Origin of the sequence: Bradyrhizobium brasilense (assembly GCF_029714345.1) — a bacterium.
Taxonomy (GTDB): domain Bacteria; phylum Pseudomonadota; class Alphaproteobacteria; order Rhizobiales; family Xanthobacteraceae; genus Bradyrhizobium; species Bradyrhizobium australafricanum.
The window spans coordinates 2,686,909-2,712,323 of sequence record NZ_CP121669.1 but is presented as its reverse complement, the minus strand read 5'-3'; the positions used below and the strand labels follow the sequence as shown (position 1 = coordinate 2,712,323).

General features: G+C 65.1%; 25 protein-coding genes and 1 tRNA gene. 9 read left to right on the top strand and 17 right to left on the bottom strand.

What is annotated here, in order from left to right:
• Positions 1–9: 9 nt before the first annotated feature.
• On the top strand, positions 10–2,388 hold the full coding sequence (lon, locus tag QA635_RS12520) for an endopeptidase La (protein ID WP_283069345.1): 2,379 nt from the start codon (positions 10–12) through the stop codon (positions 2,386–2,388).
• Positions 2,389–2,469: 81 nt separating this feature from the next.
• On the opposite strand, the gene QA635_RS12515 is transcribed toward lon, so the two are convergent.
• From QA635_RS12515 to QA635_RS12495, 5 genes are all read right to left on the bottom strand, one after another.
• The gene (locus tag QA635_RS12515; RefSeq protein ID WP_028332712.1) at positions 2,470–2,718 is read right to left on the bottom strand and encodes a hypothetical protein; all 249 of its coding nucleotides are present in this window, start codon (positions 2,716–2,718) and stop codon (positions 2,470–2,472) included.
• Between the two features lie 153 nt (positions 2,719–2,871).
• Entirely contained in the window at positions 2,872–4,527 is a 1,656-nt protein-coding gene (locus tag QA635_RS12510; RefSeq protein WP_283069343.1) for an OFA family MFS transporter, read from the bottom strand.
• Between the two features lie 325 nt (positions 4,528–4,852).
• Positions 4,853–5,122, bottom strand: a complete 270-nt coding sequence (locus tag QA635_RS12505) for a sulfurtransferase TusA family protein (protein WP_057014863.1) — start codon at positions 5,120–5,122, stop codon at positions 4,853–4,855.
• A 54-nt stretch (positions 5,123–5,176) separates the two neighbouring features.
• Positions 5,177–5,704 carry a molybdopterin-guanine dinucleotide biosynthesis protein B gene (gene mobB / locus QA635_RS12500; protein ID WP_283069342.1) on the bottom strand — a complete coding sequence of 176 codons (528 nt, stop codon included), beginning with the start codon at positions 5,702–5,704 and terminating at the stop codon, positions 5,177–5,179.
• Between the two features lie 177 nt (positions 5,705–5,881).
• Entirely contained in the window at positions 5,882–6,184 is a 303-nt protein-coding gene (locus QA635_RS12495) for a hypothetical protein (protein WP_283069341.1), read from the bottom strand.
• A gap of 474 nt (positions 6,185–6,658) precedes the next feature.
• Here QA635_RS12495 and QA635_RS12490 point away from each other — a divergent pair, with 474 nt between their 5' ends.
• Together QA635_RS12490 and QA635_RS12485 are read left to right on the top strand one after the other, a co-directional pair.
• Entirely contained in the window at positions 6,659–6,970 is a 312-nt protein-coding gene (locus tag QA635_RS12490) for a hypothetical protein (RefSeq protein WP_016847487.1), read from the top strand.
• A 184-nt stretch (positions 6,971–7,154) separates the two neighbouring features.
• The gene (locus QA635_RS12485) at positions 7,155–9,716 is read left to right on the top strand and encodes a fused MFS/spermidine synthase (RefSeq protein ID WP_283069340.1); all 2,562 of its coding nucleotides are present in this window, start codon (positions 7,155–7,157) and stop codon (positions 9,714–9,716) included.
• A 224-nt stretch (positions 9,717–9,940) separates the two neighbouring features.
• Here the strand turns inward: QA635_RS12485 and QA635_RS12480 are convergent, their stop codons facing one another.
• Together QA635_RS12480 and QA635_RS12475 are read right to left on the bottom strand one after the other, a co-directional pair.
• Complete coding sequence (locus QA635_RS12480; RefSeq protein WP_283069339.1) at positions 9,941–11,890, bottom strand: molybdopterin biosynthesis protein; 1,950 nt, start codon at positions 11,888–11,890, stop codon at positions 9,941–9,943.
• Between the two features lie 9 nt (positions 11,891–11,899).
• Positions 11,900–13,009, bottom strand: coding sequence for a molybdopterin-binding protein (locus QA635_RS12475; RefSeq protein ID WP_283069337.1), 1,110 nt, complete (start codon positions 13,007–13,009; stop codon positions 11,900–11,902).
• A gap of 185 nt (positions 13,010–13,194) precedes the next feature.
• Here QA635_RS12475 and QA635_RS12470 point away from each other — a divergent pair, with 185 nt between their 5' ends.
• A complete protein-coding gene (locus QA635_RS12470) occupies positions 13,195–14,406 on the top strand; it encodes an ABC transporter substrate-binding protein (protein ID WP_425249151.1) in 1,212 nt (403 codons plus the stop codon).
• A 120-nt stretch (positions 14,407–14,526) separates the two neighbouring features.
• Here the strand turns inward: QA635_RS12470 and QA635_RS12465 are convergent, their stop codons facing one another.
• Positions 14,527–15,495, bottom strand: coding sequence for a TAXI family TRAP transporter solute-binding subunit (locus QA635_RS12465; RefSeq protein WP_283069336.1), 969 nt, complete (start codon positions 15,493–15,495; stop codon positions 14,527–14,529).
• A gap of 119 nt (positions 15,496–15,614) precedes the next feature.
• Between QA635_RS12465 and QA635_RS12460 the strand changes: the two genes are divergently transcribed.
• Positions 15,615–16,583, top strand: a complete 969-nt coding sequence (locus tag QA635_RS12460) for a Bug family tripartite tricarboxylate transporter substrate binding protein (RefSeq protein WP_283069335.1) — start codon at positions 15,615–15,617, stop codon at positions 16,581–16,583.
• Between the two features lie 193 nt (positions 16,584–16,776).
• A tRNA-Ile gene (locus QA635_RS12455) sits at positions 16,777–16,852 on the top strand.
• 20 nt (positions 16,853–16,872) lie between these two features.
• On the opposite strand, the gene QA635_RS12450 is transcribed toward QA635_RS12455, so the two are convergent.
• Entirely contained in the window at positions 16,873–17,808 is a 936-nt protein-coding gene (locus QA635_RS12450) for a helix-turn-helix transcriptional regulator (RefSeq protein ID WP_283069334.1), read from the bottom strand.
• 24 nt (positions 17,809–17,832) lie between these two features.
• On the opposite strand from QA635_RS12450, the gene QA635_RS12445 reads away from it, so the two are divergent.
• The 3 genes from QA635_RS12445 (at position 17,833) to QA635_RS12435 (ending at position 18,788) form a co-directional block, all read left to right on the top strand.
• The gene (locus QA635_RS12445) at positions 17,833–18,024 is read left to right on the top strand and encodes a hypothetical protein (protein WP_225159937.1); all 192 of its coding nucleotides are present in this window, start codon (positions 17,833–17,835) and stop codon (positions 18,022–18,024) included.
• Between the two features lie 45 nt (positions 18,025–18,069).
• A complete protein-coding gene (locus QA635_RS12440) occupies positions 18,070–18,240 on the top strand; it encodes a hypothetical protein (RefSeq protein WP_283069332.1) in 171 nt (56 codons plus the stop codon).
• Between the two features lie 107 nt (positions 18,241–18,347).
• The gene (locus QA635_RS12435; protein WP_283069331.1) at positions 18,348–18,788 is read left to right on the top strand and encodes a hypothetical protein; all 441 of its coding nucleotides are present in this window, start codon (positions 18,348–18,350) and stop codon (positions 18,786–18,788) included.
• 88 nt (positions 18,789–18,876) lie between these two features.
• Here QA635_RS12435 and dhaK read toward each other — a convergent pair whose 3' ends face one another.
• From dhaK to QA635_RS12395, 8 genes are read right to left on the bottom strand one after another with little or no spacing between them, the layout of a single operon-like run.
• Positions 18,877–19,860, bottom strand: a complete 984-nt coding sequence (dhaK, locus tag QA635_RS12430; RefSeq protein WP_283069329.1) for a dihydroxyacetone kinase subunit DhaK — start codon at positions 19,858–19,860, stop codon at positions 18,877–18,879.
• Between the two features lie 37 nt (positions 19,861–19,897).
• Positions 19,898–20,320 (bottom strand): hypothetical protein, encoded by a 423-nt coding sequence (locus QA635_RS12425; protein WP_283069327.1) that lies wholly within the window; start codon positions 20,318–20,320, stop codon positions 19,898–19,900.
• Entirely contained in the window at positions 20,313–21,944 is a 1,632-nt protein-coding gene (gene ptsP, locus QA635_RS12420; RefSeq protein ID WP_283069325.1) for a phosphoenolpyruvate--protein phosphotransferase, read from the bottom strand. Before ptsP ends, QA635_RS12425 begins: the two co-directional genes overlap by 8 nt.
• Entirely contained in the window at positions 21,931–22,233 is a 303-nt protein-coding gene (locus tag QA635_RS12415; protein WP_253607394.1) for an HPr family phosphocarrier protein, read from the bottom strand. The genes ptsP and QA635_RS12415 overlap by 14 nt, the downstream gene beginning before the upstream one ends.
• 31 nt (positions 22,234–22,264) lie before the next feature.
• Complete coding sequence (gene dhaM, locus QA635_RS12410) at positions 22,265–22,657, bottom strand: dihydroxyacetone kinase phosphoryl donor subunit DhaM (RefSeq protein WP_028163196.1); 393 nt, start codon at positions 22,655–22,657, stop codon at positions 22,265–22,267.
• Positions 22,654–23,277, bottom strand: coding sequence for a dihydroxyacetone kinase subunit DhaL (gene dhaL, locus QA635_RS12405; RefSeq protein ID WP_283069318.1), 624 nt, complete (start codon positions 23,275–23,277; stop codon positions 22,654–22,656). Before dhaL ends, dhaM begins: the two co-directional genes overlap by 4 nt.
• Before the next feature lie 21 nt (positions 23,278–23,298).
• On the bottom strand, positions 23,299–24,324 hold the full coding sequence (locus tag QA635_RS12400; RefSeq protein WP_283069316.1) for an ABC transporter ATP-binding protein: 1,026 nt from the start codon (positions 24,322–24,324) through the stop codon (positions 23,299–23,301).
• Positions 24,317–25,414, bottom strand: a complete 1,098-nt coding sequence (locus tag QA635_RS12395; protein ID WP_283069314.1) for an ABC transporter ATP-binding protein — start codon at positions 25,412–25,414, stop codon at positions 24,317–24,319. Before QA635_RS12395 ends, QA635_RS12400 begins: the two co-directional genes overlap by 8 nt.
• Position 25,415 lies beyond the last annotated feature (1 nt).

Below are 25,415 nucleotides of genomic sequence, written 5' to 3'. Positions count from 1 at the left end.
GATTTCGACATGGCTGCCTCAGACGTTTCAAGCCCAGCATCGACTTCGACGCCGATCCCGAGCGACGCGCTGATCATCGTCCCGGTGCGCAACACCGTGCTGTTTCCGGATGTCATCATTCCGATCACGATCGCGCGCGCGACCTCGATTGCCGCGGCCCAGCAGGCGGTGCGCGAGCAGCGGCCGATCGGCATCCTGCTGCAGCGTGATCCCGAGACCAACGATCCCGGCCCCGACGGGCTTTACCGCGTCGGCACAACAGCCAACATCGTGCGCTACATCACCGGCGCCGACGACACCCACCATCTGGTCTGCCAGGGCGTGCAGCGCATGCGCGTGCTCGACTATCTGCCGGGCACGCCGTTCCTCGCGGCCCGCGTGCTGCAAATCCCGGAGCCGACCACCACCTCGCCCGAGATCGAGGCGCGCTTCCTCAATCTGCAGCGCCAGGCGCTGGAGGCCGCGCAATTGCTGCCGCAGGTGCCGCAGGAGCTGATCGCCGCGCTGCAGGGCACCACCTCGCCGGCAACCCTTGCCGACCTTGCGACGTCCTACATGGACATCAAGCCGTCGGAGAAGCAGGACATCCTGGAAACCATCGATCTCGTGGCGCGGATGGACAAGGTGTCGCGTCACCTCGCCGAGCGCATCGAGGTGCTGCGGCTGAGCCAGGAGATCGGGCAGAAGACCAAGGCCGTGTTCGACGAGCGGCAGCGCGAGGCGATCCTGCGCGAGCAGATGGCGACGATCCAGCGCCAGCTCGGCGAAGGCGACGGCAAGGCTGCGGAAGTCACCGAGCTGACCAAGGCGATCGTGGAGGCCAAGATGCCGCCGGAGGCCGAAAGCCAGGCGCAGAAGGAACTGCGCCGCTACGAGCGGATGCCGGAGGCCGCGGCCGAATCCGGCATGGTGCGCAGCTATCTCGACTGGCTGATCGACCTGCCCTGGAGCATTCCGGAGGAGAAGCCGATCGACATCGCGGAGGCGCGCAAGATCCTCGACCAGGACCATTATGGCCTCGAGAAGATCAAGAGCCGCATCATCGAATATCTCGCGGTGCGCAAGCTCGCGCCGGGCGGCAAGGCGCCGATCCTGTGCTTCCTCGGGCCGCCCGGCGTCGGCAAGACGTCGCTCGGCCAATCGATCGCGCGCGCGATGGCGCGGCCGTTCGTCCGCGTCTCGCTCGGCGGCGTGCATGACGAGGCCGAGATCCGCGGCCATCGCCGCACCTACATCGGGGCGCTGCCTGGCAACATCATCCAGGCGATCAAGAAAGCCGGCGCGCGCAATTGCGTGATGATGCTGGACGAGATCGACAAGATGGGCCGCGGCATCCAGGGCGATCCGTCGGCCGCGATGCTCGAAGTGCTCGACCCCGAGCAGAACAGCACCTTCCGCGACAATTATCTCGGCGTGCCGTTCGACCTCTCGCGCGTCGTGTTCATCGCCACCGCCAACATGCTCGACGGCGTCCCCGGCCCGCTGCTCGACCGCATGGAGCTGATCAGCCTCGCCGGCTACACCGAGGACGAGAAGCTCGAGATCGCCAAGCGCTATCTGGTCCGCCGCCAGCTCGAGGCCAACGGCATCAAGGCCGAGCAGGTCGAGATCGATCCGGATGCGCTGCGGCTGATCATCCGCAGCTACACCCGCGAGGCCGGCGTGCGCAACCTGGAGCGCGAGATCGGCAAGGTGCTGCGCAACGTCGCGGTGCAGATCGCCGAGGGCAGCACCAGCCACGTCACCATCGCGCCGAAGGACATCGTCTCGCTGCTCGGCCAGCCGAGGTTCGAGAACGAGATCGCGATGCGCACCAGCATCCCGGGCGTTGCCACCGGCCTCGCTTGGACCCCGGTCGGCGGCGACATCCTGTTCATCGAGGCGTCGCGCACGCCGGGCCGCGGCGCGCTGATCCTCACCGGCCAGCTCGGCGAGGTGATGCGCGAGAGCGTGCAGGCCGCGCTGACCCTGGTGAAGAGCCGGGCGTCCCAGCTCGGCATCGATCCCGGCGTGTTCGAGAAGAGCGACATCCATGTCCACGTTCCGGCCGGCGCGACGCCGAAGGACGGTCCGAGCGCGGGCGTTGCGATGTTCACCGCCCTCACCTCGCTGTTGACCGACCGCACGGTGCGCAGCGACACCGCGATGACCGGCGAGATCTCGCTGCGCGGCCTGGTGCTGCCGGTCGGCGGCATCAAGGAGAAGGTGGTCGCGGCCGCAGCCGCCGGCCTGACCCGGGTGATGCTGCCGGCGCGCAACAAACGCGACTTCGACGACATCCCCGCCGGCGCCCGCGCCAAGCTGGAGTTCATCTGGCTCGAACGGGTCGACGAAGCGATCGCAGCCGCGCTGGAGGCCGCCAAGACGACGCCCGCCGCCGCGGAGTGATCGCGTCTCAAACGCAACAAGAGGGCGTGACAGCGATCGCCGTCACGCCCTCTTGCGTTGCAGATAGCGGAGCGGTGCCGCTCAGCTCTTGCCCATGCATTCTTCGATGTAGAACCAGCGGTCGTCGCCGGTCAGACCCTTCGACTTCACCTCGGCGCGGCAGACCTTCAGCTTTGGCTTGTTGGCCTTCCACTTCGCCTTCATGTCCTTCAGCTTCTGCATGGTCAGCTTGACCTTCGACGGCTTGGCCTCGGTGGTCTGGGCTGACGCGGTGTGCAGCGAGCCGGCGAGAAGCAAGGCGGCCACAAGACAGCTTGCGGTACGAAACATGACTGAAATGTCCCTTGATTATCTGTTGAATTGAACGGCGTAGAGCTTCTTGTTTGACGCGTCTTCTTCACGCGAGCCGGCATCCACTTCGCTCGAAAACGCCTCAGGCCGCCCGCGGGATACCAGATGTCCCGCGCGCGGCCTGAATTGCGATCAGAGGATTTTGACCGCGCTGAGCAGCGTCATGTAGACGCCCCACGCCAGCGGAATGCCGACGAACAGCCAGAACAGCGCCGCCTTGGCGTCGAGCCCGCCGAACCCGATTCCGTAGGAACCGTGCGGTCCGGCCGCCGCGGCGCTGGCGCTCGCATCCTGCAGCTTGGCGACCTCGGCGTCGCTCATATGCCATTTCGCATCGACCGGCTTGATCAGGTAGTTGCAGATCAGGCCCGCGATCAGCATGGCGCACAGGATGTACATCGTGGTGTTGTAGAGCTGGTCGCGCGGCACGCCGGCGGCAAGCTGGAACTCGCGGATGTAGTTCACCACGACAGGACCGATGATGCCGGCGGTCGACCATGCCGTCAGCAGGCGGCCGTGGATGGCGCCGACGAACTGGGTGCCGAACATGTCGGCAAGATAGGCCGGCACGGTGGCGAAGCCGCCGCCATACATCGACAGGATGATGCCGAAGCCGAGCACGAACAACAGCTTCGATCCCATCGCGGCGAAGGTCGGCGCCAGCGCGTAGAGCGCGATGCCGAGGATGAAGAACGTGTAGTAGGTGTTCTTGCGGCCGATCTTGTCCGACAGCGACGCCCAGAAGAACCGGCCGCCGATGTTGAACAGCGATAGCAATCCGGCAAAGCCGGCCGCGATTGCCGCGATCTGCGCCTTCTGTCCGGCATCGAGCTGGTTGAAGCCGACATTGGGCAGGCCGATCAGCTTGCCCGCGAAGATCTCCTGCAACATCGGCGAGGCCATGCCGATCACGCCGATGCCCGCCGACACGTTCAGGCAGAGCACCCACCAGATCAGCCAGAACTGCGGCGTCTTGTGCGCATTGTCGAGATGGACGTGCTTGCTCGATATCATCGCGTTGGCCTTCGTCGGCGCCGTCCAGCCCTCGGGCTGCCAGCCGGCCGGCGGAATGCGATAGCGGAACGCGCCGATCATCATGAACACGAAGTAGATCGCGCCCATGGCGAGGAAGGTCTCCCAGACGCCGACCGAGGTCGGGGTCTTGAAGTAGTTCATCAGCCTGTCGGCGAGCGGGGCGCCGATCATCGCGCCGCCGCCGAAGCCCATGATCGCCATGCCGGTCGCCATGCCGCGCCGGTCGGGGAACCATTTCACCAGCGTCGACACCGGCGAGATGTAGCCGAGGCCGAGGCCGACGCCGCCGATCACGCCGGAGCCGAGCCACATCAGCCAGAGCTGATGTGTGTAGACGCCGAGCGCGCCGATCACGAGACCACCGGCCCAGCACAGTGCCGCGACGAAGCCGGCCTTGCGCGGACCGACCTTCTCGAGCCAGCCGCCCCAGATCGCAGCGGAGACGCCGAGCAGCACGAAGAACAGCGTGTACATCCAGCCGAGGCTCGCGACCTTCCAGTCGCAGGTGGTGGTGAACAGCTCCTGCACCAGCGAGATGTCGGGGCACGCCTTCGGCGCGGTCAGGCCGATCGCGCGCGACAGCGGCAGCCAGAACACCGAGAAGCCGTAAGCCATGCCGATGCACAGATGGATGCAGAGCGCGGCCGGCGGCACCAGCCAGCGGTTGAAGCCGGCGGTCGCGATTGTATGTTCCTTGTCGAGGAAACCTGCGCCTGTCGCGGATACGCGTCCGGCGCTGCTCACTGTGGTCATTGACACCTCCCCTGCAGCCGCCATTACGACAGGCGCATCTGCGTCTTCGATCCCGTCTCAGCCCATTGCGGCCAGCGTCAGCCGGCAGCTCCGCACATTTCCTCAATGCGTCGGGACCAACCACGCACATTCCGGAAATGCTAACCCCCAATACGACCGGATATGCCCGGCCGTGCAGCCCGTGATCTGGACACAGGCCCAGTCGTTGTCCGTCGATGCGCCCACACTCGAGCACAACGCCATCACCACAACCCGGCGGACATTATCAATTCGCGCAGAATGGAAAATAGGTGTCGATAGGCAAAAGGTAGATATCAAGCTGCATCTAGCGCGTACGCGGCAATGCAGCATTCGAATTGCCTATCGCTCCATTGATCTTCTCGATCAAGAAAACGATCCGGGCGTCGCTTCGTTCGGTGATCTCGACCTTGTCGCCGGTCTCCTGGATGAGGGCCGGGATATCGATCACCGAAAGCGGATCGGTGCAGTGCACCTCGAGGAAATCTCCCGCCGTCACGCTCCGGAGGGCCTTGCGCGTCTTCAGCGCCGGCAGCGGGCATTTCAGGCCGGTGAGATCGAGCTTCGTCGTTGTCATGGTTCGACCATGGCGAAGCCGTCCTGAATCGTCAACGCCGCCTCCCCGTCCACGTCAGCCTTCGGCCGGAGCCGACGCGAGCACGTCGTCGACGGGAATCGCGGCGCGCAGCATCAATTCGGCAACGTCCTCGATGTCGTCGAGATGCGCGACCGGCAGCGTGGTTGCAACGGCGACATCGCTGGCAATCCCGACCACGCGCGGGTCGTCGGGAAACAGCAGCGGCTTGCCGTTGGCGGCGCGGTACACCTCGATCTTGTTGACCGGCTCGCGCTTGAAGCCTTCGACCACGACCAGATCGACCTGCGCCATCTTGGCGAGCAGATCCGGCAGCCGCGGCTCAACGGCGCCGCGCAGCTCGTGCATCAGCGCCCAACGCCGCGTCGACGACACCAGCACCTCGGTCGCACCGGACTGCCGGTGCACCCAGGAGTCCTTGCCGGGCACGTCGACATCGAATTCATGGTGGGCGTGCTTGATCACGGAGACACGCAGGCCGCGGCCCAGCAGGCAGGGGATCACCCGCGACAGCAGGGTGGTCTTGCCGGCACCGCTCCAGCCCGCGAGGCCAATCACTTTCATACGCGTCTCCGAAGACATACCAATCGTTAGGACATCCACGCCTGCGGTTCCGCCCGACATGGATGGCCGGGACCAGCCGTGATGGCGGAAAGCCGCGACTTGCGCCCAACGCTGCTTATATCAGCCTTGGAGCAATGTCATGCCAGGCTCGCCGGCGGATGAAGATCGGCTGGCGCGCTAGAGGACGGCCCTCGGAAACTCCTGCAGCAGCTGTGCCCACAGCACCGCGAACGCGATCAGGCCACAGGCCCCGAGCGCCGCGGTGAATCGCGGCAATCGGCCGATGGCGACGAGCAGCCAGGCCGGCAGGAAGAACAGGCCGAACACCATGCCGAGCGGAAACACCGCCAGCCACTGGAAGCCGGTGCCGTCGCCGGGCGGCACATGGGCGATGGCGTAGAAGGTGTAGAGCCAAAACAAGGTGCCGGCCGCCGCGACGAGCGCGGCAATCTTACGAAAATTGACGGTGTCGAATGCCATGATGGATTGGTCGCCGCAATCGGCGAACCCGTTCACGGGGCCGCCGCGCAAGTCGGGCTCGGCTCGCTATCCCGCAGGGTCAGTCGGTTCGTTGACTGACCGGCCGCCCCGGCTTGGCCAGCCTTGCCGATCGGCTCTCTCTCGGGGGCTGGTCACGCATCCGTAGCCTCTTCCGCGGCCGCTGCGTATCGACTGCCAGCACTTCTTCCAGCGTTGTATTCCTAAAACGAAGCCTTCTTAACATCGCTCCGCTCCTCGAGCGGGTGGGAGCCCCATCGGTCGCTCAACCACCGACATCCACAACAGGGCCCATGTCGGTGACAAGAGATAACCAGCGACGGGACGGTTTGCTCCAACGCATGTTGCAGCCCCCGCTCACGTCACGCGCGATCCCGCTATCCAGCGGATTTACCTCGAAATTTCCAATACGCAGGGCGATTGGAACACGATAATGTGCACCATGGAGGACTATGTATGCCTCGCTCGCCTTCGATTGTGCCGCATTCAATCGACCACGACACCTATCTGGTGCTGAACGATTTTGGCCGACTGGGCCGTGCCTGGAGCGAAACCGACGAAGAAGGCACTGACCGGAAAACGCTGATCCGGCGTCTCCTGGATGACCAGTACAGCCGCCCGGTCCGCATCGTGGCCTTCAATACCAACGAAGGATGGTCGCGCGACGTCACGACCGACATTGCCGACGAGCTTCGGCGCCGTTTCGTCGAATACGAAGAGGTCCCGCGCTCCGTGCTGGAGTTCGTGGAGACGGCAATGCGGCACTGAGCTGGATCCGCAGCGCGCGGGCCTTCTCACAACGCGATCGTTTGGCCCCGGCAAGCATCCGCCAAACGGCAATTTTCCGAGCAATCTCAACGCGATCCGGCTGCCTCACGGCGCCGCTCCGCCATAAGGCAATATTAAGAGCATTTGCCTTACCTGTTCTCCCGTTCAACGGGAGACCGGTCCAGTGCGTAATCGTGGTGACGTTCGAGACGCCGTAAGCCTGACAAACCGGGTTCTGGTCACGGCGATCTTTCTGGCATCGGGCGCGGCATCGCTGATCCTGCAGGTTCTCTGGTTCAAGCAACTGCAATTCGTGCTGGGAAGCGCGACCGTCTCCGTCAGCGTCACGGTGGCAAGCTTCTTTTTCGGTCTCTCGCTGGGCAGCGCCCTGGGAGGCCGGATCGCCGACACCGTCAGCCGCCCGCTGAAAATTTACGGGTTGCTCGAACTCGCCCTCGCCCTCGTTTCTCTCGCGGTCACCGCGTTTCTGTCGCATTGGCCGACATGGGTGGGCTGGCTGTCACCGATGCTGGATCTGGAGTCGCCATTCCGGCTGCCTCTCATGGTCGCCGTGTCGCTCGCCATCCTGTCGCTACCGACGGTGTTGATGGGCGCGACCCTGCCCTTCCTGGTGAGATTCCTGACCCGCACACAAACCGACCTCGCCAATCGCATCGGTCTGCTCTACGGGTTCAATACCCTCGGCGCCGCCCTCGGCACCCTGGTTGTCGGCTTTGTGCTGATGGGCCTTTGGGGCATCGCGGGATCGAGCCTGGTTGCGGCAACGCTGTACATCTGCGTCGGCGTTGTGGCCCTGCTCGTTGCGCGCGACGCAACTCCGCTCTTGCCGGTTGCGGCACGGGCGCCGGCGCAAACCGCCGCGACCGCGCGTGACAGGACGTCGATCCTGATCTGGATTTTCGCGTGCTCCGGTTTTGTATCGATCGCCTATGAGGTCGTCTGGTTCCGATTCCTGACCAATGTCAGCACCTCGAGCGTCTACGCCTTCTCGGGCATGCTCGGCGTTTACCTGCTGGGGCTCGTGATCGGTGCCCTGATCTGCGCCAGGCTACTCGCCCCCCGCAAGGATCAATTGCTGCGATACTTCGCCGTGACGCAGCTGCTGATCGCGGTTGCGGCCACGCTGACCGTCGGAATACTCGGCAAGGCGCGGACCATGGGAGTAGCGCTGTCTCCCATCGTATCGGGCCTGCTTCCTGTCCCGGTGCAGGAGCTGTTGGGGGGTGACGTTTCATTCTTCCTGGTCTGCGCTGTTGCCTTGTTGCTGCCGACGACGCTGATCGGCATCAGCTTTCCGCTCGCCAGCGAACTGACCGTGATGCAGATGAGCGCGCTGGGCCGCAGGATCGGCACGCTCTACGCCCTGAACACGATTGGTGGCGTCGTGGGCTCGCTGGCGGCGGGGTTTCTGCTGATCCCGTATCTGGGCAGCCAGGGCGCGCTCACCGCGCTGATTGCCGTGAACGTCCTGCTTTTTGTTGCGACGACTGTGTCGCAGCCGGATCTGCTGAGAGAAAGGAGCCTGTGGCGGCAGGGGACGATCGCCGCGAGCGTCATCGCCGTGGCGCTGCTGCTCTTCACCCCGCACTATCTGGAGCGGGTCCTGACCGCGATCGAAGGCGCCAATGTGCTCGAGTTGCGGGAAACCCGGCAAGCGACGTTTGCGGTGGTCGAGTATCGCGAGAAGGCGGCGGGCACCTATCAGCAATTGGTGGTGAATTCGAAGAGCTACGCCAACAACCGTCCCGAGGGCAGACGCTACATGGCCGCGATGGGGCACTATCCCATTCTGCTGCACCGGGGCCCGGTTGAAACGGCTGTCGTCATTTGCATCGGGACCGGAACCACGGTGGGAGCGGTGAGCACCCATGAGGAATTGCAATCCATCGACGCGGTCGATCTGGCATCGACGGTGTTCGAATTCGCGCCCCACTTCGTGCCGATCAACAAGCAATTCTATCAAAATCCCAAGGTCCATCAGATCGTCGCGGACGGGCGCCACTTCCTGCTGGGGACCAAGGAAACATTTGACGTCATCACGCTCGAGCCGCCACCGCCCCATGATGCCGGCGTCATCAACCTCTACACGGAGGAATTCTATGCGCTGGCAAAGCAGAAGATGCGTCCCGGCGGCGTTCTCGCGCAATGGGTGCCGCTGGATTTCAACCGCGGCATTCTTCCGAAGATGATACTCAAGGCCATGATGGGCCAGTTCAAGCATGTCTCGCTGTGGCTGCCGTCCAGAATGGAAGGCGTGGCGATCGCCTCCGATGAACCGTTGAACATCGATCCGCGCGAGCTCGCCATGCGCATGTCGAAGCCCGCGGTGGCAGAAGACCTGACGGCGAACGGCCTCGGCTCGCCCGAGGATTTCCTGGCGACATTCATCGCCGCCGATGAAAAACTCGCAGCCTTTGTCGGGGATGTGCCGAGCCTCACGGATGATCGGCCGCGTCTTGAATATTATAACTGGTATCCGCTGGGTTCGGTCAGCGTGGACGAACTGAAGCGCCTCCGCGAGCCGGTGGAAGCCTATCTTGCCGACCGTTCCATCGACGAGGCCCGTCTCAACACCGCGCGCACGGTGGCCAATGCGATCCTGGACGAGCACAAGGCCACGGCCGACGGCGACAGGTCCGCCGCCCGGGTAGCGCTTCGCCTGGCCGTCAAACTGGACCCGGACAATTCCTACGTCGACTTCCTGGACCGCAAGCTGAGCGAGTGATCAGGGTACCTTCGGCAGGACAACTCATGTCGCGAGAACGCGGATGTGTGACCCTCTGGCCGCGCAACGCATTCAGTGTCGTCCCTGCGAAACCCATAACCACAAATCCAAATTGTTACGCGATGCTGGAACGGCGAGTCCCGCCTGCAACGCCCGCCGCAGCGTATGGGTCCCTGCTTTCGCAGGGACGACAGCTGTGATGGTGCGGCAGAGCGGCACACCGGCTACGCCGGCCTGAACCCTGCCTTCGTCAATGCAGCCCGCCCTTCATCCGACGCCAGCGCATCGAGAAAGGCCTGCACCGCGGGCCGCTGCTTGCGCGCCGTCACCAATGCGAAGTCATAATGCTCTTCGGCGAGCGGTATGAAGCCGAGTCCCGACGCATCGGCGACCGGCGCGATGGTCATGCCCCAGTCGGCGCGGTGCTGCGCCACCGCGGCCGCAACCGCATTGTGCGAGCGCGGCTGATTCCAGTAACCGTCGGGCCGGCTGCCCGCGAGCAAGCGATCGATCAGGATGCGGGTGCCGGCGCCCTGGTTGCGGTTGACCATGATGCAGGCGGGATCGGCGAGCGCGGCGCGCACCGCCTGCTCTGCGCTCAAGCCGGCAAAGCGCGTGTCGTCCTTGCGGAACACGATGCCCTGCATGCGCCGCCAGCCCGGCACCAGCTCGAGCCCGTCGGCCAGATACGGTGTGTTGTAGGTCTCGGTCTTGTCGTCGAACAAATGGATCGGGGCGAGATCGCATTCGCCGCGCTTGGCGGCAGCGAGCCCGCCGAGACTACCGACCGCGATCGAGCGCACCACGAGACCGGCATGCGCCAGCGGCGCCGTGACGAGATCGAGCCCGGTGCAATGGCTGCCGACGATGACGAGATCGGGCACCCGCACATGCGGCGTGAACAGCGTCACCTCGGCCTCGCTGCCGGCCGGCAACTGGTCGGCGAGCGCCTCGATCTTCAGGAAGCCGTCGGCCTGCGCAAACGACGTGATCGCGCCCGAGCCCTTGCCGCCGGGATAGGCGATCAGGCCGTCGGCGCCTTCGACCAGCGACACCATCACGAACTCGGTACGCCCGAGCTCGGAGGCGATGCGCACCGGCACCTTCGCCGCCACCTTGGCATCCGATCGCGGCGGCAGCCCGGCCATCCGCCGCAGCACCGGCACGATCATGTCGTGGAAGGTGAACATCGCCGAGGTCGGAAAGCCCGGCAGGATGACCACCGGCTTGCCGTCGCACACCGCAAGGCACAGCGGCTTGCCGGGCTTCAGCGCCACGCCATGCGCGATGATGCCGGGCTTGCCGAGGCGAGCGATGATCCGGTGCGAGACGTCACCCGCGCCCTTGGAGGTGCCGCCTGACAGCACCAGCATGTCGCTGTCCGCGAGCGCCTTGCGCATCGCGGCCTCGAGCATCGCCTCGTTGTCGGCGATCGCGCCAAGGAACGACGCGTCGGCGCCGTTCTCGGCAATCGCCGCGGTGACGATCGCACCATTGGTGTCGTAGATGGCGGCCGGCCGCAGCTTCTCGCCCGGCTGCACCAATTCGTCGCCGGTCGAGAGGATCGCGACGCGCGGACGGCGCGTCACCGCAACCTCGGCGATGCCGCAGGCCGCGAGCATGCCGATCTCGCGCGACCCGATCATCGTCCCCGCGCGCAGCAGGGCCTCGCCGCGCGCGATGTCGGAGCCGGCATAGGACACGAACTGGCCGGGCGATGCCGCACGCCGGACCTCGATGGTGCCGTGGCCGGCGAGCTGGGTGTGCTCGACCATCACGATGGCATCAGCGCCGCGCGGTACCGGACCGCCGGTCGCGATCGCAGTTGCAGTACCCGGGAGCACCGGCAGGGTGGGCGCAGTCCCACACGAAATCGTCTCGTCGTTCAGCGCGAGCTGCACCGGCGCGGCCTCGCCGGCGCGCACCAGATCGGCCGAGCGCACCGCAAAGCCGTCGACATTGGAGCGATCGAATGGCGGCACGTCGATCGGCGCCACCACGTCCTCCGCCAGCGCACGGCCGAGCGCATCGGCGAGCAGCCGTTTCTCGGATGGCAATTGGCGCGGGAACAGCGCCGCCTCAAAGCGCGCGAGCGCCTCCTCGCGCGACAGGATGGTCAGGAACTGGTCCTGCTCGACGGACGGGTTGGATTTCGGCGTGAACGTGTTGCTCATCTCGGGAACTCACTCCCGCAACATATAGGCATCGACCACCGTGCCCGCAGCGAAGCCCTCGGCAGCGCCGGGCACGATCAGCAGGGCTTCGGCGTGCGCGATGGCATCGAGCGACAGGTCGCCGATGGCAAGCGCCGTCCAGGAACCTTGCTCGCGTATCAGCAGCGCGACCTCGGCAACGCCGACGCCGGAGGCGATCTTGCGTTCCAGCGGCAGCGCCAGCGTTTTGCGCGCGCGCCGGCTCGACAGGCGGTCGAGCACAGGAAGCGCAATCGCCCACCAGGCCGCGAAAGCCTGATCCGGCGCGCCGGGCAAGGCGACGACCGGCGATGCATCGATCCGACCGACCGCTGCGGTGCGCCCAGGCTGCAGCGCGATCCCGTGCGCGATCAGTGCGCCACGCCTTGCCAGCGCATTCACCACAGCATCGGTGTGACCAACGCCGGTGCCGCCGATCGTGACCATCAGATCGCAGCCGTCTGGTTCGAGTGCGTTTGCAATCGCCGCCACATCGGGCGCCGCGTCGATGCCGACGACCTCAGCGCCCGCGAGGCGCGCGGTATCAGCGATCAGTTGTGCGGTCAGCTCGCCATTGGCGATGTTGACGATGCGAAGCCGCGGCCGGCGCACGCGCAACATCTGCAGTCCGGCCGCGCGCGCGAGCAGCAGGCCGCGCGGCAGCAGCGGCTCCCCTGCTGCGATCACGCTGCGCCCGACGGCGATGTCACTGCCGGCACGCCTGACGCCCTGCCCCGGGATTGCTTCGGCGAGCACCTGCGGAAGCGGACCGGAGGTATCGACGGCATCGGCATCGACCACGCAGTCGGTGCCGTCAGGCATCGCGGCGCCTGCCGCCACCCAGACCAGAGATTCGACCAGCGGCAACGGCGCATAGGACGACGCGCCGACCAGGTCATTGGCGCGCATCGCCCACCCGTCGCTGACCGCGACATCGTGCGGCGGGTAGGCGCGCAAGGCCGGCATCTCGGCCGCAATACAGCGCAAGGCGTCGGTCGGCGGCAACGCGATCGGCTGGACCGGCCCGACGTCGCGCAGCACGGCAGCCAGTGCCGCATCGAGCGGGGTGAGCGAAGGCGGAAGGCGCTGGGCGGTGACCATGGCCCGCTATGGACTGAATCGGCCCCGAAAGAAACTGCCTCTCGCCCGACCGGGGCTGCGTCATTAGACCGATGGCGCGTTGACGCGGTCCCCAATATAGTTGCAAAAGAAACCAATATGACCGGGTCCCCGAAGGCCCGGCACAACCAATAATGGCCAATGCGCCAATTCAGGAGGGAGACAGAATGAAGGCCACCAGACTAGCCATGTTCGGGACGCTCGCAGCCGCGCTGCTGGCCTCCCCGACCGTATCGGCGCAGGTATCCGACGACATCGTCAAGATCGGCGTGCTGACCGACATGAACGGCCCCGCCTCGACGCCGACCGGCCAGGGCTCGGTCACGGCCGCGCAGATGGCCGTCGACGATTTCGGCGGCAAGGTGCTCGGCAAGCCAATCTCGGTGATCGTCGGCGATCACCAGCTCAAGCCGGATATCGGCGCGACCATCGCGCGACGCTGGTATGACGTCGATCAGGTCGACCTCATCGTCGACGTGCCGGTCTCGGCGGTCGGGCTCGCGGTGCAGAACATGGCCAACGAGAAGAAGAAGCTGTTCATCACGCATTCGACCGGCGCGACCGATTTCCACGGCAAGTTCTGCTCGCCCTACGCGATACAGTGGGTATTCGACACCAGGGCGCTCGCGGTCGGCACCGCGCAGGAGGTGGTGAAGCGCGGCGGCGACAGCTGGTTCTTCATCACCGACGATTATGCGTTCGGTCACTCGCTGGAGAAGGACGCCTCCGCGATCGTGACCAAGAACGGCGGCAAGGTGCTCGGCGCGGTGCGGCCGCCGTTTGCGACGCCCGATCTGTCGTCCTTCATCCTGCAGGCGCAGGCCTCGAAGGCCAAGATCATCGGCATTGCCGGCGGACCGCCCAACAACACCAACGAGATCAAGACCGCCGCCGAGTTCGGCGTCTTCGCCGGCGGGCAGCAGATGGCGGCGCTGCTGGCGCTGATCACCGACATCCACTCGATCGGGCTGTCGGCCGCGCAGGGCCTGCTGCTGACCACCTCGTTCTACTGGGACATGGACGACAAGACCCGCGAGTGGTCGAAGCGCTATTTCGCCAAGATGAACCGGATGCCGACGATGTGGCAGGCCGGCGTCTACTCCTCCGTGACCGCCTATCTGAACGCGATCAAGGATGCCGGCACCGACGATCCGCTCAAGGTCGCGGCCAAGATGCGCGAGAAGCCGGTCGAGGACTTCTTCGCCCGCAACGGCAAGCTGCGCGAGGACAATCTGATGGTGCACGACCTCTGGCTCGTGCAGGTCAAGACCCCGGCCGAGTCGAAATATCCGTGGGACTACTACAAGATCCTGGCCAAGATCTCGGGCGAGGACGCGTTCGGCCCGCCGGACCCGGCCTGCGCGATGGCGAAGAAATGACGACCGAAGGTCGTCATTCCGGGGCGATGCGTCAGCATCGAACCCGGAATCTCGAGATTCCGGGTTCGCGCTTCGCGCGCCCCGGAATGACCTCTGCGCGATAGCGCGTCCATGCAGAGGTCATTTCGCCACCCCGATCTCGCGGAAATATCTGAGCACGCCGGGGTGGATCAGGTTGGTATCAGGCGCGGCGGCGACGGTGTTCGCCGCCGTGGTCTCGCACGCCTGGGCGAGCTTGTTGCAGAAGGTCGCCTCGATGCCGTGCAGCGTCTTCGCCAGCCGATAGGCGACGTCGTCGGGCAAGGCCTCGCGCACCAGGATGTAGCTCCAGGAGCCGACCGAAGAGATTGCTGCGGTCTGCTTCAGATAGCTGCCGGCGGGGATCGTCAGCGGCTTGAGGAACGTGTGCTTGGCGCGGATGCGGGCTATCTCGTCCGTGGTCGGCGCGATGAAGCGCGCGCCGGTGGCGCTCTCGGCCATCTTGGTGAAGCCGGGCCAGCCGATGCCGGCGCCCCACAATGCGGCGGCGCGGCCGTCCTCGACCATCGCGGGCCCGTCGCCGGCGCGATCGAGATAGATCGACTTGAAGTCCTCGTCCTGCTTCAGCCCGATGCCGTCGAGGATGTAGCGCGACAGGATCGGCAGGCCGGAGCCCTTGGCGCCGAACGCGACGGGCTGGCCGACCAGGTCCTGGATCGTCTTGTAAGGACTGTCGGCACGCACCACGAACATGCCCGGGCTCGAATACATCGCGGTGAGGATCTTCAGCTTCGTGACCTTCGGCCGGCCGATGCCCATGAAGGCTTCATAGGACGGCTCCCCCGCCACGGTCGCGATATCGACGTTGCCGGCCTCGAGCAGTGGGATGTTCTCATTGGAGCCCTTGGTGTTGCGCGGCTCGATCGACAGCGTCGGGTCCGCCGCATTCATCACCTCGGCGAAGGCATTGCCATAGAGCGGAAAGCCGCCACCCGGCGTCGCCGTGGCGAAACTGATCGTGGTCTTGGAAATGGTCTTGCTCCCCTCTTGCGCCGCCGCCCCGCCCGCGAGCAGCAGCGCGCCGGCGCACATCATAACAGCGAATTTCATCCCGAGCCTCAAGCATTCCACGTGAGCGCGACTATCGTCGCACGGGCGACATCGTAGGCAAAGCCAGCGTTTTGTGAAACGATGCCGGCAACAGTCACAAGAAAATGACGGGAGAGACGATGATCCGGTTCGCGCGTGTCGCTTTGCTTGGTTTGATTTGCTGCCTCGCCTCGATTGCCCCCTCATCCGCATCCGACTATCCGAACCGCCCGGTGCGGTGGGTGATCGGGTTTGCCGCCGGCGGTCCGGTCGACATCGTCGCCCGCATCATGAGCCAGTGGCTGTCGGATCATTTCGGCCAGCAATTCATCGTCGAGAACCGCACCGGATCGGGCGGCAACATCGCCGCCGCGGCCGCGATCAACTCGCCGGCTGACGGCTATACGCTGCTGTTCGTCGCGCCCAACAACGCGATCTCGACCTCGCTCTACAAGAAGCTGCCGTTCGACTTCCTGCGCGATACCACCCCGGTCGCGAGCATCATGCAGCTCACCAACATGCTGGTGGTGTCGAACGCGATGCCGGTGAAGACCGTCCAGGAGTTCATCGACTACTGCAAGGCCAATCCCGGCAAGATCTCCTATGCCTCGTCGGGCAACGGCACCTCGGTGCACATGTCGGCCGAGCTGTTCAAGGCGATGACCAAGTGCGACATGCTGCATGTGCCGTACCGGGGATCCGCGATCGCCTTCCCCGACATCATCTCCAACAAGGTGCAGTTGATCTTCGACAATCTGCCGTCGGCGCTGGAGCAGGCCCGCGGCGGCAACGTCCGCGCGCTCGGCGTGACCTCGCCGAAGCGCTGGGCCAGCGTGCCCGACGTGCCGGCGATCGCCGAGACCGTGCCGGGATTCGAGGCGGTCGGCTTCTACGGCATCTCGGCGCCGAAGGGCACCCCGCCGGAAATCGTCGACGCGCTCAACAAAGCGGTCGGCGAAGCGCTGAAGGATCCCAAGCTGGTGGCGCGCCTTGCCGAGGTCGGCGGCATCCCGAAGCCGATGGCCCCGGCCGAATTCGGCAAGCTGGTGGCCGACGAGACCGAGAAATGGCGCAAAGTCGTCGAGTTTGCCGGCGTCTCGGTGGATTGAGGGGCCGGTCGCCAGAAAGACGGAGGGCCAGACAGGATGGCTGCCGGCCGCTGTTCCAGCGATGCCGGCCGCAAGACGTGGCCGGCCCGGTGGCGTCGGCGCAGAGGTGCGGGCGGCATTGCCGAAACCGCAGTCAGCCTGTAAACGGAGCCCGCACCGTTGCCGGCCGCGCCCCGCGGCCCGCAAGGCGGCGGGGCCTGTAGCTCAATGGTTAGAGCCGGCCGCTCATAACGGTCTGGTTGCAGGTTCGAGTCCTGCCGGGCCCACCAGCAAATCAACTGTAAGTTCGTTATCGCAGCTTGCCGAGCCACAGCGCGGTGAGCGCCGAGCGATTGCGCACGCCGAACTTGGCGTAGATCGACTTGACGTGGAAATGCGTGGTGTTCGGACTTTGGTCAAGCCTTTGCGCGATCTGCTTTTCGGTGTGCCCGTCGAGCAGTGCGAGCAACACCCTGCGTTCAGCAGGTGTCAGGGGTGCATTGGCGATGAGCAGGCCGTGGCTGAGCAGTTGCTGACGGTGAAACCATCTCAACCCGCGCATCACGAAGCCCAGACGCTGGCCGTCCTGCGCCGAGAAGCGAGGGGCCTCCGCATCGCGAAATACGAACAGGCGAATCCTCACGTCGTCATTGAGCGCAATGCGCACGGAAATGCTGTCGGCGAAGCCGACGTCCAAATAGTGCCGCCGATAGTGCTCGCCCTCGAACCATTCCGGCGGCAGCGCTTCGAACAGCAGGCGGACGCGGAACGGCTCATCTCCCGACATGGAAAGGATCTGAGACAGGTCGACGTCGCGGGACCAGAGCGTATCGAACTGCTTCTGCACGGATGCAGCCACCGCCGGTATCGGGTCCAGCACCCGGACGAGGCGCGGACGCCAACCGAGCAAGGGATCGGCCCGCTTCGGCGAAGGCAATCGCACGACAACGCCCCATAGCACATTGCGTGCCGACAACATGGTACGCAGTGCGGCTAGCAGATGTGTCAGTGCGGCGTCGCCGTCGCCGACGGAGAACTCGGCCAGCCGATCCCAGAGTACATAGACATCTTGATTCTGCGGATTGGTGGAATCCGTGGATAGATACATGTCCCCCCCGAAACGAGTGCGCAGGTCACCGACCTTCGAGCAAGCATAGGAGACACCGGACCACCTTTCTAGGTAGTTCCCAGACGCATCAACTGGCGAGATATTCAGTGCGGGTGTTGGGAAGACTGGCCTTCTCACCGTCACGATATTCGGAGATTAACGATGCGCACAGCAACGGGCGCGCGCCGGCTTGACACGCCCGACGACGGCCGGACGGAGCGGCGGTGGCGTCTCGGCTTTTTCATCGCCCTATTATGCGCCGTTTTGATTGCACTCGCGGCCTTCGCGCAGGAGCAACCTGCTAAAGCGTTGATCCGACCCACTGGCCCGCTGCCGGCGATCAACATTCCCTGATCGAGGCGCTGTTGGCGCACCACTTGCCAACTCCTGGAGATCATCATGCGGGCCGCTGCAATTGCTGCGATTGCAAACGCTTTTGTCCGGGTATTCCCCGCATCGTCATTGCAGGCAAACGTCCTCAAGCAGACCGCGTTGTTCTGTGGAGCCGCCCTCTTGGTGTGGCTGCTGTCGGTAAGTTATGGGCTAGATCTCAGTGCCGGATTCTTCTAGCCGATCAGCATCTGATTTTTGCGTTTGCTTCGGTATCCAGGCCCGTTGAGCCACAGGTACAGGCGTCGTCGCGCTCTTCACGGGCAAGTTCATAGAAAGACGCGGAAATGCGCTGCTCAGACGTTTTGCTCTGCGGCTCGAAGTCCTGGGTTGAAGCCGCCGGCTATCTCGCATCTCTTCTCGTCTTCGCCACGTTTTGCATGAAGACGATGCTCCAGCTCAGGATCACGGCCATCTTGAGCAATGTCGCGTTCATCGCATACGCGTTCTTCGACGGCTTGTATCCAATCCTCATCCTTCACTCGGTTCTGCTGCCTCTTAACGCCGTCCGAACAGTCCAAATGCTCCGCGTCAGGCGAATTGTGGAGCATGCATCCAAGGGCAAATTCACAACCGAACCGCTATGCCCGTTCATGGTTGCAGGTTCGAGTCCTGCCGGGCCCACCAGCAAATCGATGGCTTGGCACTCACGATCGCCGGAGATCCTGTCTACTCCGCGCAAAAAAGATGCCGCGCCCGAAGGACACGGCAAGTTTCAGGGAGGGTGAACCGGCAGACTTCCGGTGCATGCCTGAGACCCCGGCCCATCGTCGGTCAGGGCGCAATCTGAAAATCAGCGGCCGCCCACCACGGCGGTCACCATTTCAATGCGGCCGTACGCACGGGATGATCCCAGAGCGCGGTGGTCTCGCTGTCGAGCAGGCTTACGGTGAGCGAGCAACCCGCCATGTCCAGCGATGTGACATAGCTGCCGACCAGCGAACGGGCGATGCGCAGGCCTCGCTCCTCCAGCATCCGGCGCGCCGCGTTGTACATCAGATAGAGCTCGATCGTCGGCGTGCCGCCGAAGCCGTTGACGAGCAGCAGCGCCTCAGTACCGGTGCGCGCGCCAAGGTCATCGGCGATCGCGGTGATCATCTCGGCGGCGATCGCGTCGGCCTGCGCGAGCTTGACGCGGCGGCGGCCAGGCTCGCCGTGAATGCCGACCCCCATCTCCATCTCGTCTTCGTCAAGTGCAAAGGTCGGCGTGCCCGCAGCCGGGACGGTGCAGCTGGTCAGCGCAACGCCCATCGAGCGCGTCTGTGCGTTGATGCGCTCGCCGAGCGCCACGCAGGAGGCGAGATCGGCGCCCTTCTCGGCCGCGGCGCCGACGATCTTCTCGACAATCAACGTGCCGGCGACGCCGCGCCGCCCGGTGCTGTAGGTCGACTTCTCGACCGCGACATCGTCATCGGTCACGATGGTGGCGATGCGACCCTCGGCGATCTCGGCTGCCATCTCGAAGTTCATGCGGTCGCCGGCATAGTTCTTGACGATGAACAGGACGCCGGCATCGCCCGCGACCGCCTGTGCGGCCTCGACGATCTGGTCCGGCGTCGGCGAAGTGAACACCTGGCCGGGACAGGCGGCATCCAGCATGCCGTAGCCGACGAAACCGGCATGCAGCGGTTCGTGCCCGCTGCCGCCGCCCGAGACCAGCGCGACTTTCTTCGAGTTCAGCTCGCGGCGGCGGACGAATTTGCGCTCGGCGCCCAGCACAACCAGATCGGCGTGCGCGGCCGCGAAACCGTCGAGGCTTTCGCCGAGCACGTTGTCGACCGAATTGATGAACTTCTTCATTGTGTCCTCCCCGCTTCGTCCGTTTGGCGTTTCTCGCCTATTTTTCCCGCATGATGGCAATCAGTCGCCGCGTGAACTCCTGGAGCAGCGTGTCGAGCTCGGCGTTGCGCTTGGCGCTGCCGAGGTCCGGCAGATGCAGCGTCAGCGTCCGCTCGTGCGAGCCTTCGCTCAACCGGCCGACGCGGCGCGGATGTGCGCGCGCATAGGCGCGAAGGAAGGCTGCCTTCGCCTGTGGCGGAAAGTGGCAGACATCGAAGATCGTGTTGAGATGCTGCACCGGTATCGGCACCGGATATGCGGGATTGCTGATCTGGCTGACGAAGCTGCGGTTCTTGCCCATGGCATGGGCCAGCCGAAGCCGCATGCCGGACGGGCGGCTCTCAAGGACTTCCTTGAAGATGCGCTTGTAGACCGCAACCGCGCCCGCTTCGGGCGCGTCATCGGCCGCCGTGTCAGCCAACGCTGCCTCCGCTGCTCAGCCGGTCAATGGTGTGCTTGATCTGCGCCAGCGCCGAGGCGTTCACGGACAATTCGCGCAGTCCGCAATTCAGCAAGGCGGGCAGGCAGCGCGGATCACCGGCCATGTCGCCGCAGAGGCTGACACTGATGCCGGCGCGGCGGCCGTGCTCCGCGGTCCGCGCGATCAGTTCGAGCACTGCGGGATGCAGAGGGTCCATCAAGGGGGCGAGAGCTCCGTTGGAACGATCGCAGGCCAGGACATATTGCGCGAGATCGTTCGAGCCGATCGAGAAGAAGGCGGCCTTGAAGCTAGATACCGCAAGGGCCGCCGCCGGGACTTCGACCATGATTCCCAGTTCGGGAAGCATTGCGGCAATGCCGTCCGCCTGCAAGCGCTGCACGGCATCGGCGAACAGCTTCCGTCCCGCCTCGAGCTCGTCCGCCGAGGTGACCATCGGGAACATGACCTTGAGATTGCCGCGCACCGCGGCCCGCGCCAGCGCGCGGAGCTGGACCGCAAAGATCTCGGGCCGGGCCAGGCAAAGCCGCAAGCCGCGCACGCCGAGAAACGGATTGGCCTCGCCATCCAGCGTGAACCCGGGCACCGGCTTGTCGCCGCCCGCATCGAACGTGCGGATGGTGACGGGCCGCTGGCCAGCCCAGCGCAATATCGCGTCATAGGCCTGGAATTGGGTCTCCTCGTCCGGCACGCTCCGGCCGGCGAGCAGGAATTCAGTCCGCATCAGGCCGATGCCGTCGGCATATTGCGCGTCGGCATGCTCGAGATCCTCGACGCGCTGGATGTTGATGAAGAGCTTGATCCGCTCGCCGCGCCAGGAGGCTGTCGGCCGCCGCAGGATTGCGCGCGCGGATGCCCTGCTCTTGAGATGGCTGTCGCGCCGCTTCTCGAAAGTACGGACCTGTTCGGCATTGGGATCGAGTTCCAGCGTCGCGCCTTCGCCGTCGAGCAACGCCATGGTGCCGATGTCTGGAATTGAACCGAGTTGCACCACCATCGGGATGCCACGCGCCCGCGCCAGCATCGCGACATGGCTGGTCGGGCTGCCCCGCAACAGCGCCAGGCCGCCGCCGCCGGACCAGTCAATCTCGAGGAATCGCGATGGCGGCAGATCGTCGGCGCAGACCACGCCCCCGCTCGGGACCTTCAGCGGCTGCCCGTGGTCGCCACGCAGAATGTGGACCACGCGGTCGCGCAAATCCGCAAGATCGGAGGAACGCGCTTTCAGATAGTCGTCCGGCGCGGAATTGTAGTCGGCGATGTGCGCGTCGAGCGTCGAACGCCATGCGATATCGGCTGGACGTCCCTCGCCGATCGACGCGAAGATCGCCTCGATCAAATCCTCATCCTCCAGCAGCGCAACCTGGAATTCGAGGATCTGCGCAGCTTCGCCGCCGGCGCTGGCGGCAAGATCCGCGATCTGGCCACTCGCGACGTCGATCGCATTGCGCAAGGCCAGCGCCTCCTCGACCAGTGTGCCGGCCACACGCTCGCCGGCCGCGCCCGCGTCGACACGGACGAACGGGCCATGGGCAAAGCCGATCGAGGCGGTCCTGCCGCGGTAGGCCAGCCCTGCAGCGCCGCCCTGCATGCTATGGTGCTCCATCCGGGAAATCGCTCGCGATCAGATCGACCAACGCCGCGACCGCGACCTCGGCATCGCTGCCGGAGGCCTTGATATCGATCGTGCTGCCGTGTGCCGCGCGCATTGCCATGATCTTGGCCACGCTCTTGGCATTGATCCATTCAGGCGCGCCCGCGACCCGCACCGAGATCTGAGCCTGGAACTTCTTGGCGAGCTTGGTCAGCTTGACCGCGGGGCGCGCGTGCATGCCAACCGCATGCACCAACCGCACACTGCCGGTGAAGATCTGTTCGTCCGCTTTATCAAGCATGCTCATCATCCATCATCGCTTCCCCGCCGGCTCAGTCGGCAGAGAGTTCCTCGGCCACGGCTCTGACCTGGGCCAGCGAGCTGCCGCCCGCAGCTTCGGTCGCCGCCATGACGGCGCCCTCGACGATCGGGGCGTTGCAGACGACAACGAGATCACGCCGCGCCGGCTCCAGCATTTCGACCGCCATTTCGCTGTTCGTCTCGGCGCCGCCGAGGTCGACAAGCACAGCAACGCCTTTCGACGACCAGGCGTCGTTGATGGCGTCGATGATCAGCGGCACGCTGGTGCCGAGACCACCATCGGGATTGCCGCCGCAGAAGGCGACCTTGACCTCGCTGCCGACCATCTGCCGCACCATGTCCGCGGTTCCCTTGGCAATATCCCGGGAATGCGAGACGATCACGATCCCTACGGTATCGGTCATTGCCGCGCCTCCAGGCCAGCGCACACAGCGTGCAGCAGAACGCAGCTCGATCGTGCCCCGGGATCGACATGACCGACGCTGCGCGCACCGAGGAACGACGCCCGGCCCTTGGTGGCTTGCATCGGCACTGTGCGCTCAACCGCTTCAGCTGCGGTGATGCGCACCCGCGCGATCAGATCGGGCTGGCCGGCGCCCGCTTTCAGTGTCTCCAGCACCGGAACGAGCACATCGAGCATCGTCTTCTCGCCGGCCTGCGAGCGGCCCCGCGCGCTCACCGCGTCCACGCCGCTACCGAACACGTCGGCGAGATCGTCAGGCAGGTGTTTGTCTTGCGACAGCGCCTCGCCCGCGGCGAGAAAGAAACTGCCATAAAGCGGGCCGGAGGCGCCGCCGACCGTCATGACCAGGGTCTTGCCGATCGCCTTGAATGCCTCGTTGAGCGGCTGCGCCGAGATGGCATCGAGCTTGCCGAGCACGGCTTCGAAGCCGCGCTTCATGTTGGTCCCGTGGTCGCCGTCGCCGATCGCCTGGTCCAGGCTCGTGAGCTCCGGCGCGCTGGCGATGAGCTGCTCGGCGGCCGCCTTGAGCAGCGACTTGAATGTCTCCGGTTGCACAGACATCTATCTGAACCTCTCGCTCCCCTATTGGACCATCGCGCCGATGCGTTGCCCCGCACGATCGAAACACAGCGGACGCACCAGTTGCAATTCAACCTCCTGGCCGGCCCGCAGCGGTTGATGCGGATCCGCCAGCGTCACCAGCGTTTCGCCCTTATAGTCGAGGTGAACGTGATTCTGCTCGCCGAGATGCTCGACGCGATGCACCCGGCCGACCATCTGCCCGCCGTTGCGCGCGGCGATCTGAAGGTGCTCGGTGCGGATGCCGACCGTCTCGGTTTCCGGCGGTATCGCCACATCGGACAGCAGCCGTGCGGGCACGAAATTGATCTGGGGCGTCCCGAGCCGCGACGCGACGTAGCTGCTGGATGGATTTTCGTAGATCTCCCTCGGCGTGCCGAGCTGAAGCAGCCGGCCGTCCTTGATCACGCCGATCCTTGACGCCATCGTCATGGCTTCGACCTGGTCGTGGGTCACATACAGGATCGTCGCGCCGAGCTCGAGCTGGATCCGCTTCAGCTCGAGGCGAAGCTCGGCGCGAAGCTTTGCATCCAGCGACGACAGCGGCTCGTCCATCAGATAGATCGAGGGATCGCGCACCAGCGCGCGGCCGATCGCGACCCGCTGCATCTCACCTCCCGACAGGCGGGTGGCGCGATTATTCAACTTGCTGGCGATATGCAGGAGCTCCGCGGTCTGCTCGACGCGCTTGCGGATCTGTGGCTCCGGAACGCGCCGCGCCGGAGAGCGCAGCGGGAACGCGAGGTTGTCATAGACCGACAGATGCGGATACAGCGAATATTGCTGGAACACGAATGCGATGTCCCGTGCACCCGGCGGATCATGCGTCACGTCGCGCCCGCCGATCATGACCGAACCGGCGTCGGGGCTCTCGAGCCCGGTGATCAGCCGCAGCGTCGTGGTCTTGCCGGCACCGCTCGGCCCCAGCAGGACGAGGAACTCACCGTCGTTCACCGTCAGCGAGAGGTCGCGCACCGCCTCCACCGCGCCGAAGCGCTTGCTGATATTGCGCAAGCTGACGTCAACCATGGCGCCCCTCCTCCTCGCCGGCGGTCCTGATTGCAAGGCCGCTGCCGGCATCGAACAGTGAGAGCCGAACAGAGTTGAATTCGAGGCCGACGGTCTCTCCGATCCGCACCGAGGCGCTCGACGGCAGCCGCGCCGCGACCCGTCCATACGCCGTGTCGATTGTGACGATCTGCGTCGTGCCGAGATATTCCGCGCCGAACACCTCGCCGCGAACGGATCCGGCGTCGGTGAATCGAATATGTTCCGGGCGAATCCCGAGGGCCAGCGCGGCGCTGGCGCGGTCCTCGCGGATCTCGGGCACCACGAGCCTGGTGTCGTGAAAATTGATCGCCCGGTCACCAGATCGCAGGCCGCCCTCGAAGCGCAGGAAGTTCATCGGCGGCGAGCCAATGAAGTCCGCGACGAACATGCTGGCGGGCCGGTCATAAACCTCCTGCGGCGTGCCGATCTGTTCCACGCGCCCCTTGTTCATGATCGCGATCTGGTCGGCCATCGACATCGCTTCGAGCTGGTCGTGGGTGACATAGACCGTGGTCGCCTTGATGCGATCGTGCAAATCGCGCAGCTCGCCGCACATCAGATGACGAAACTCGGCGTCGAGCGCGCCCAGCGGCTCGTCCATCAGGAAGGCCTTCGGGCGCCGCACCATGGCTCGCCCGAGCGCGACACGCTGGCGGTCGCCGCCCGAGAGCTTCGATGTCTTGCTCGACAGCAGATGCTCGATCCGCAGCATCCGCGCGGTCTCCTGCACCCGCTCACGAATCTCGTGCCGCGCCATGCCCTGGCACTTCAGCGGGAAGCCGATGTTCTGCCCGACATTCATGTGCGGATAGAGCGCGAACAGCTGGAACACGAACGCGATATCGCGGGCGGCGGCGCGGTGGAACGTGACGTCCTCCCCGTCGAGCAGGATCTTGCCCTCGGTCGGCAGCTCGAGGCCGGCAATCATGCGTAAGGTGGTGGTCTTGCCGCAGCCGGAAGGGCCGAGCAACGCAAAGAAAGTGCCGTCGTCGATGGTGAAGGTCGACCCTTCCACCGCGGTGAACTGATCGAACGACTTGCGAAGATCTTCGATGCGGATCTGAGCCATG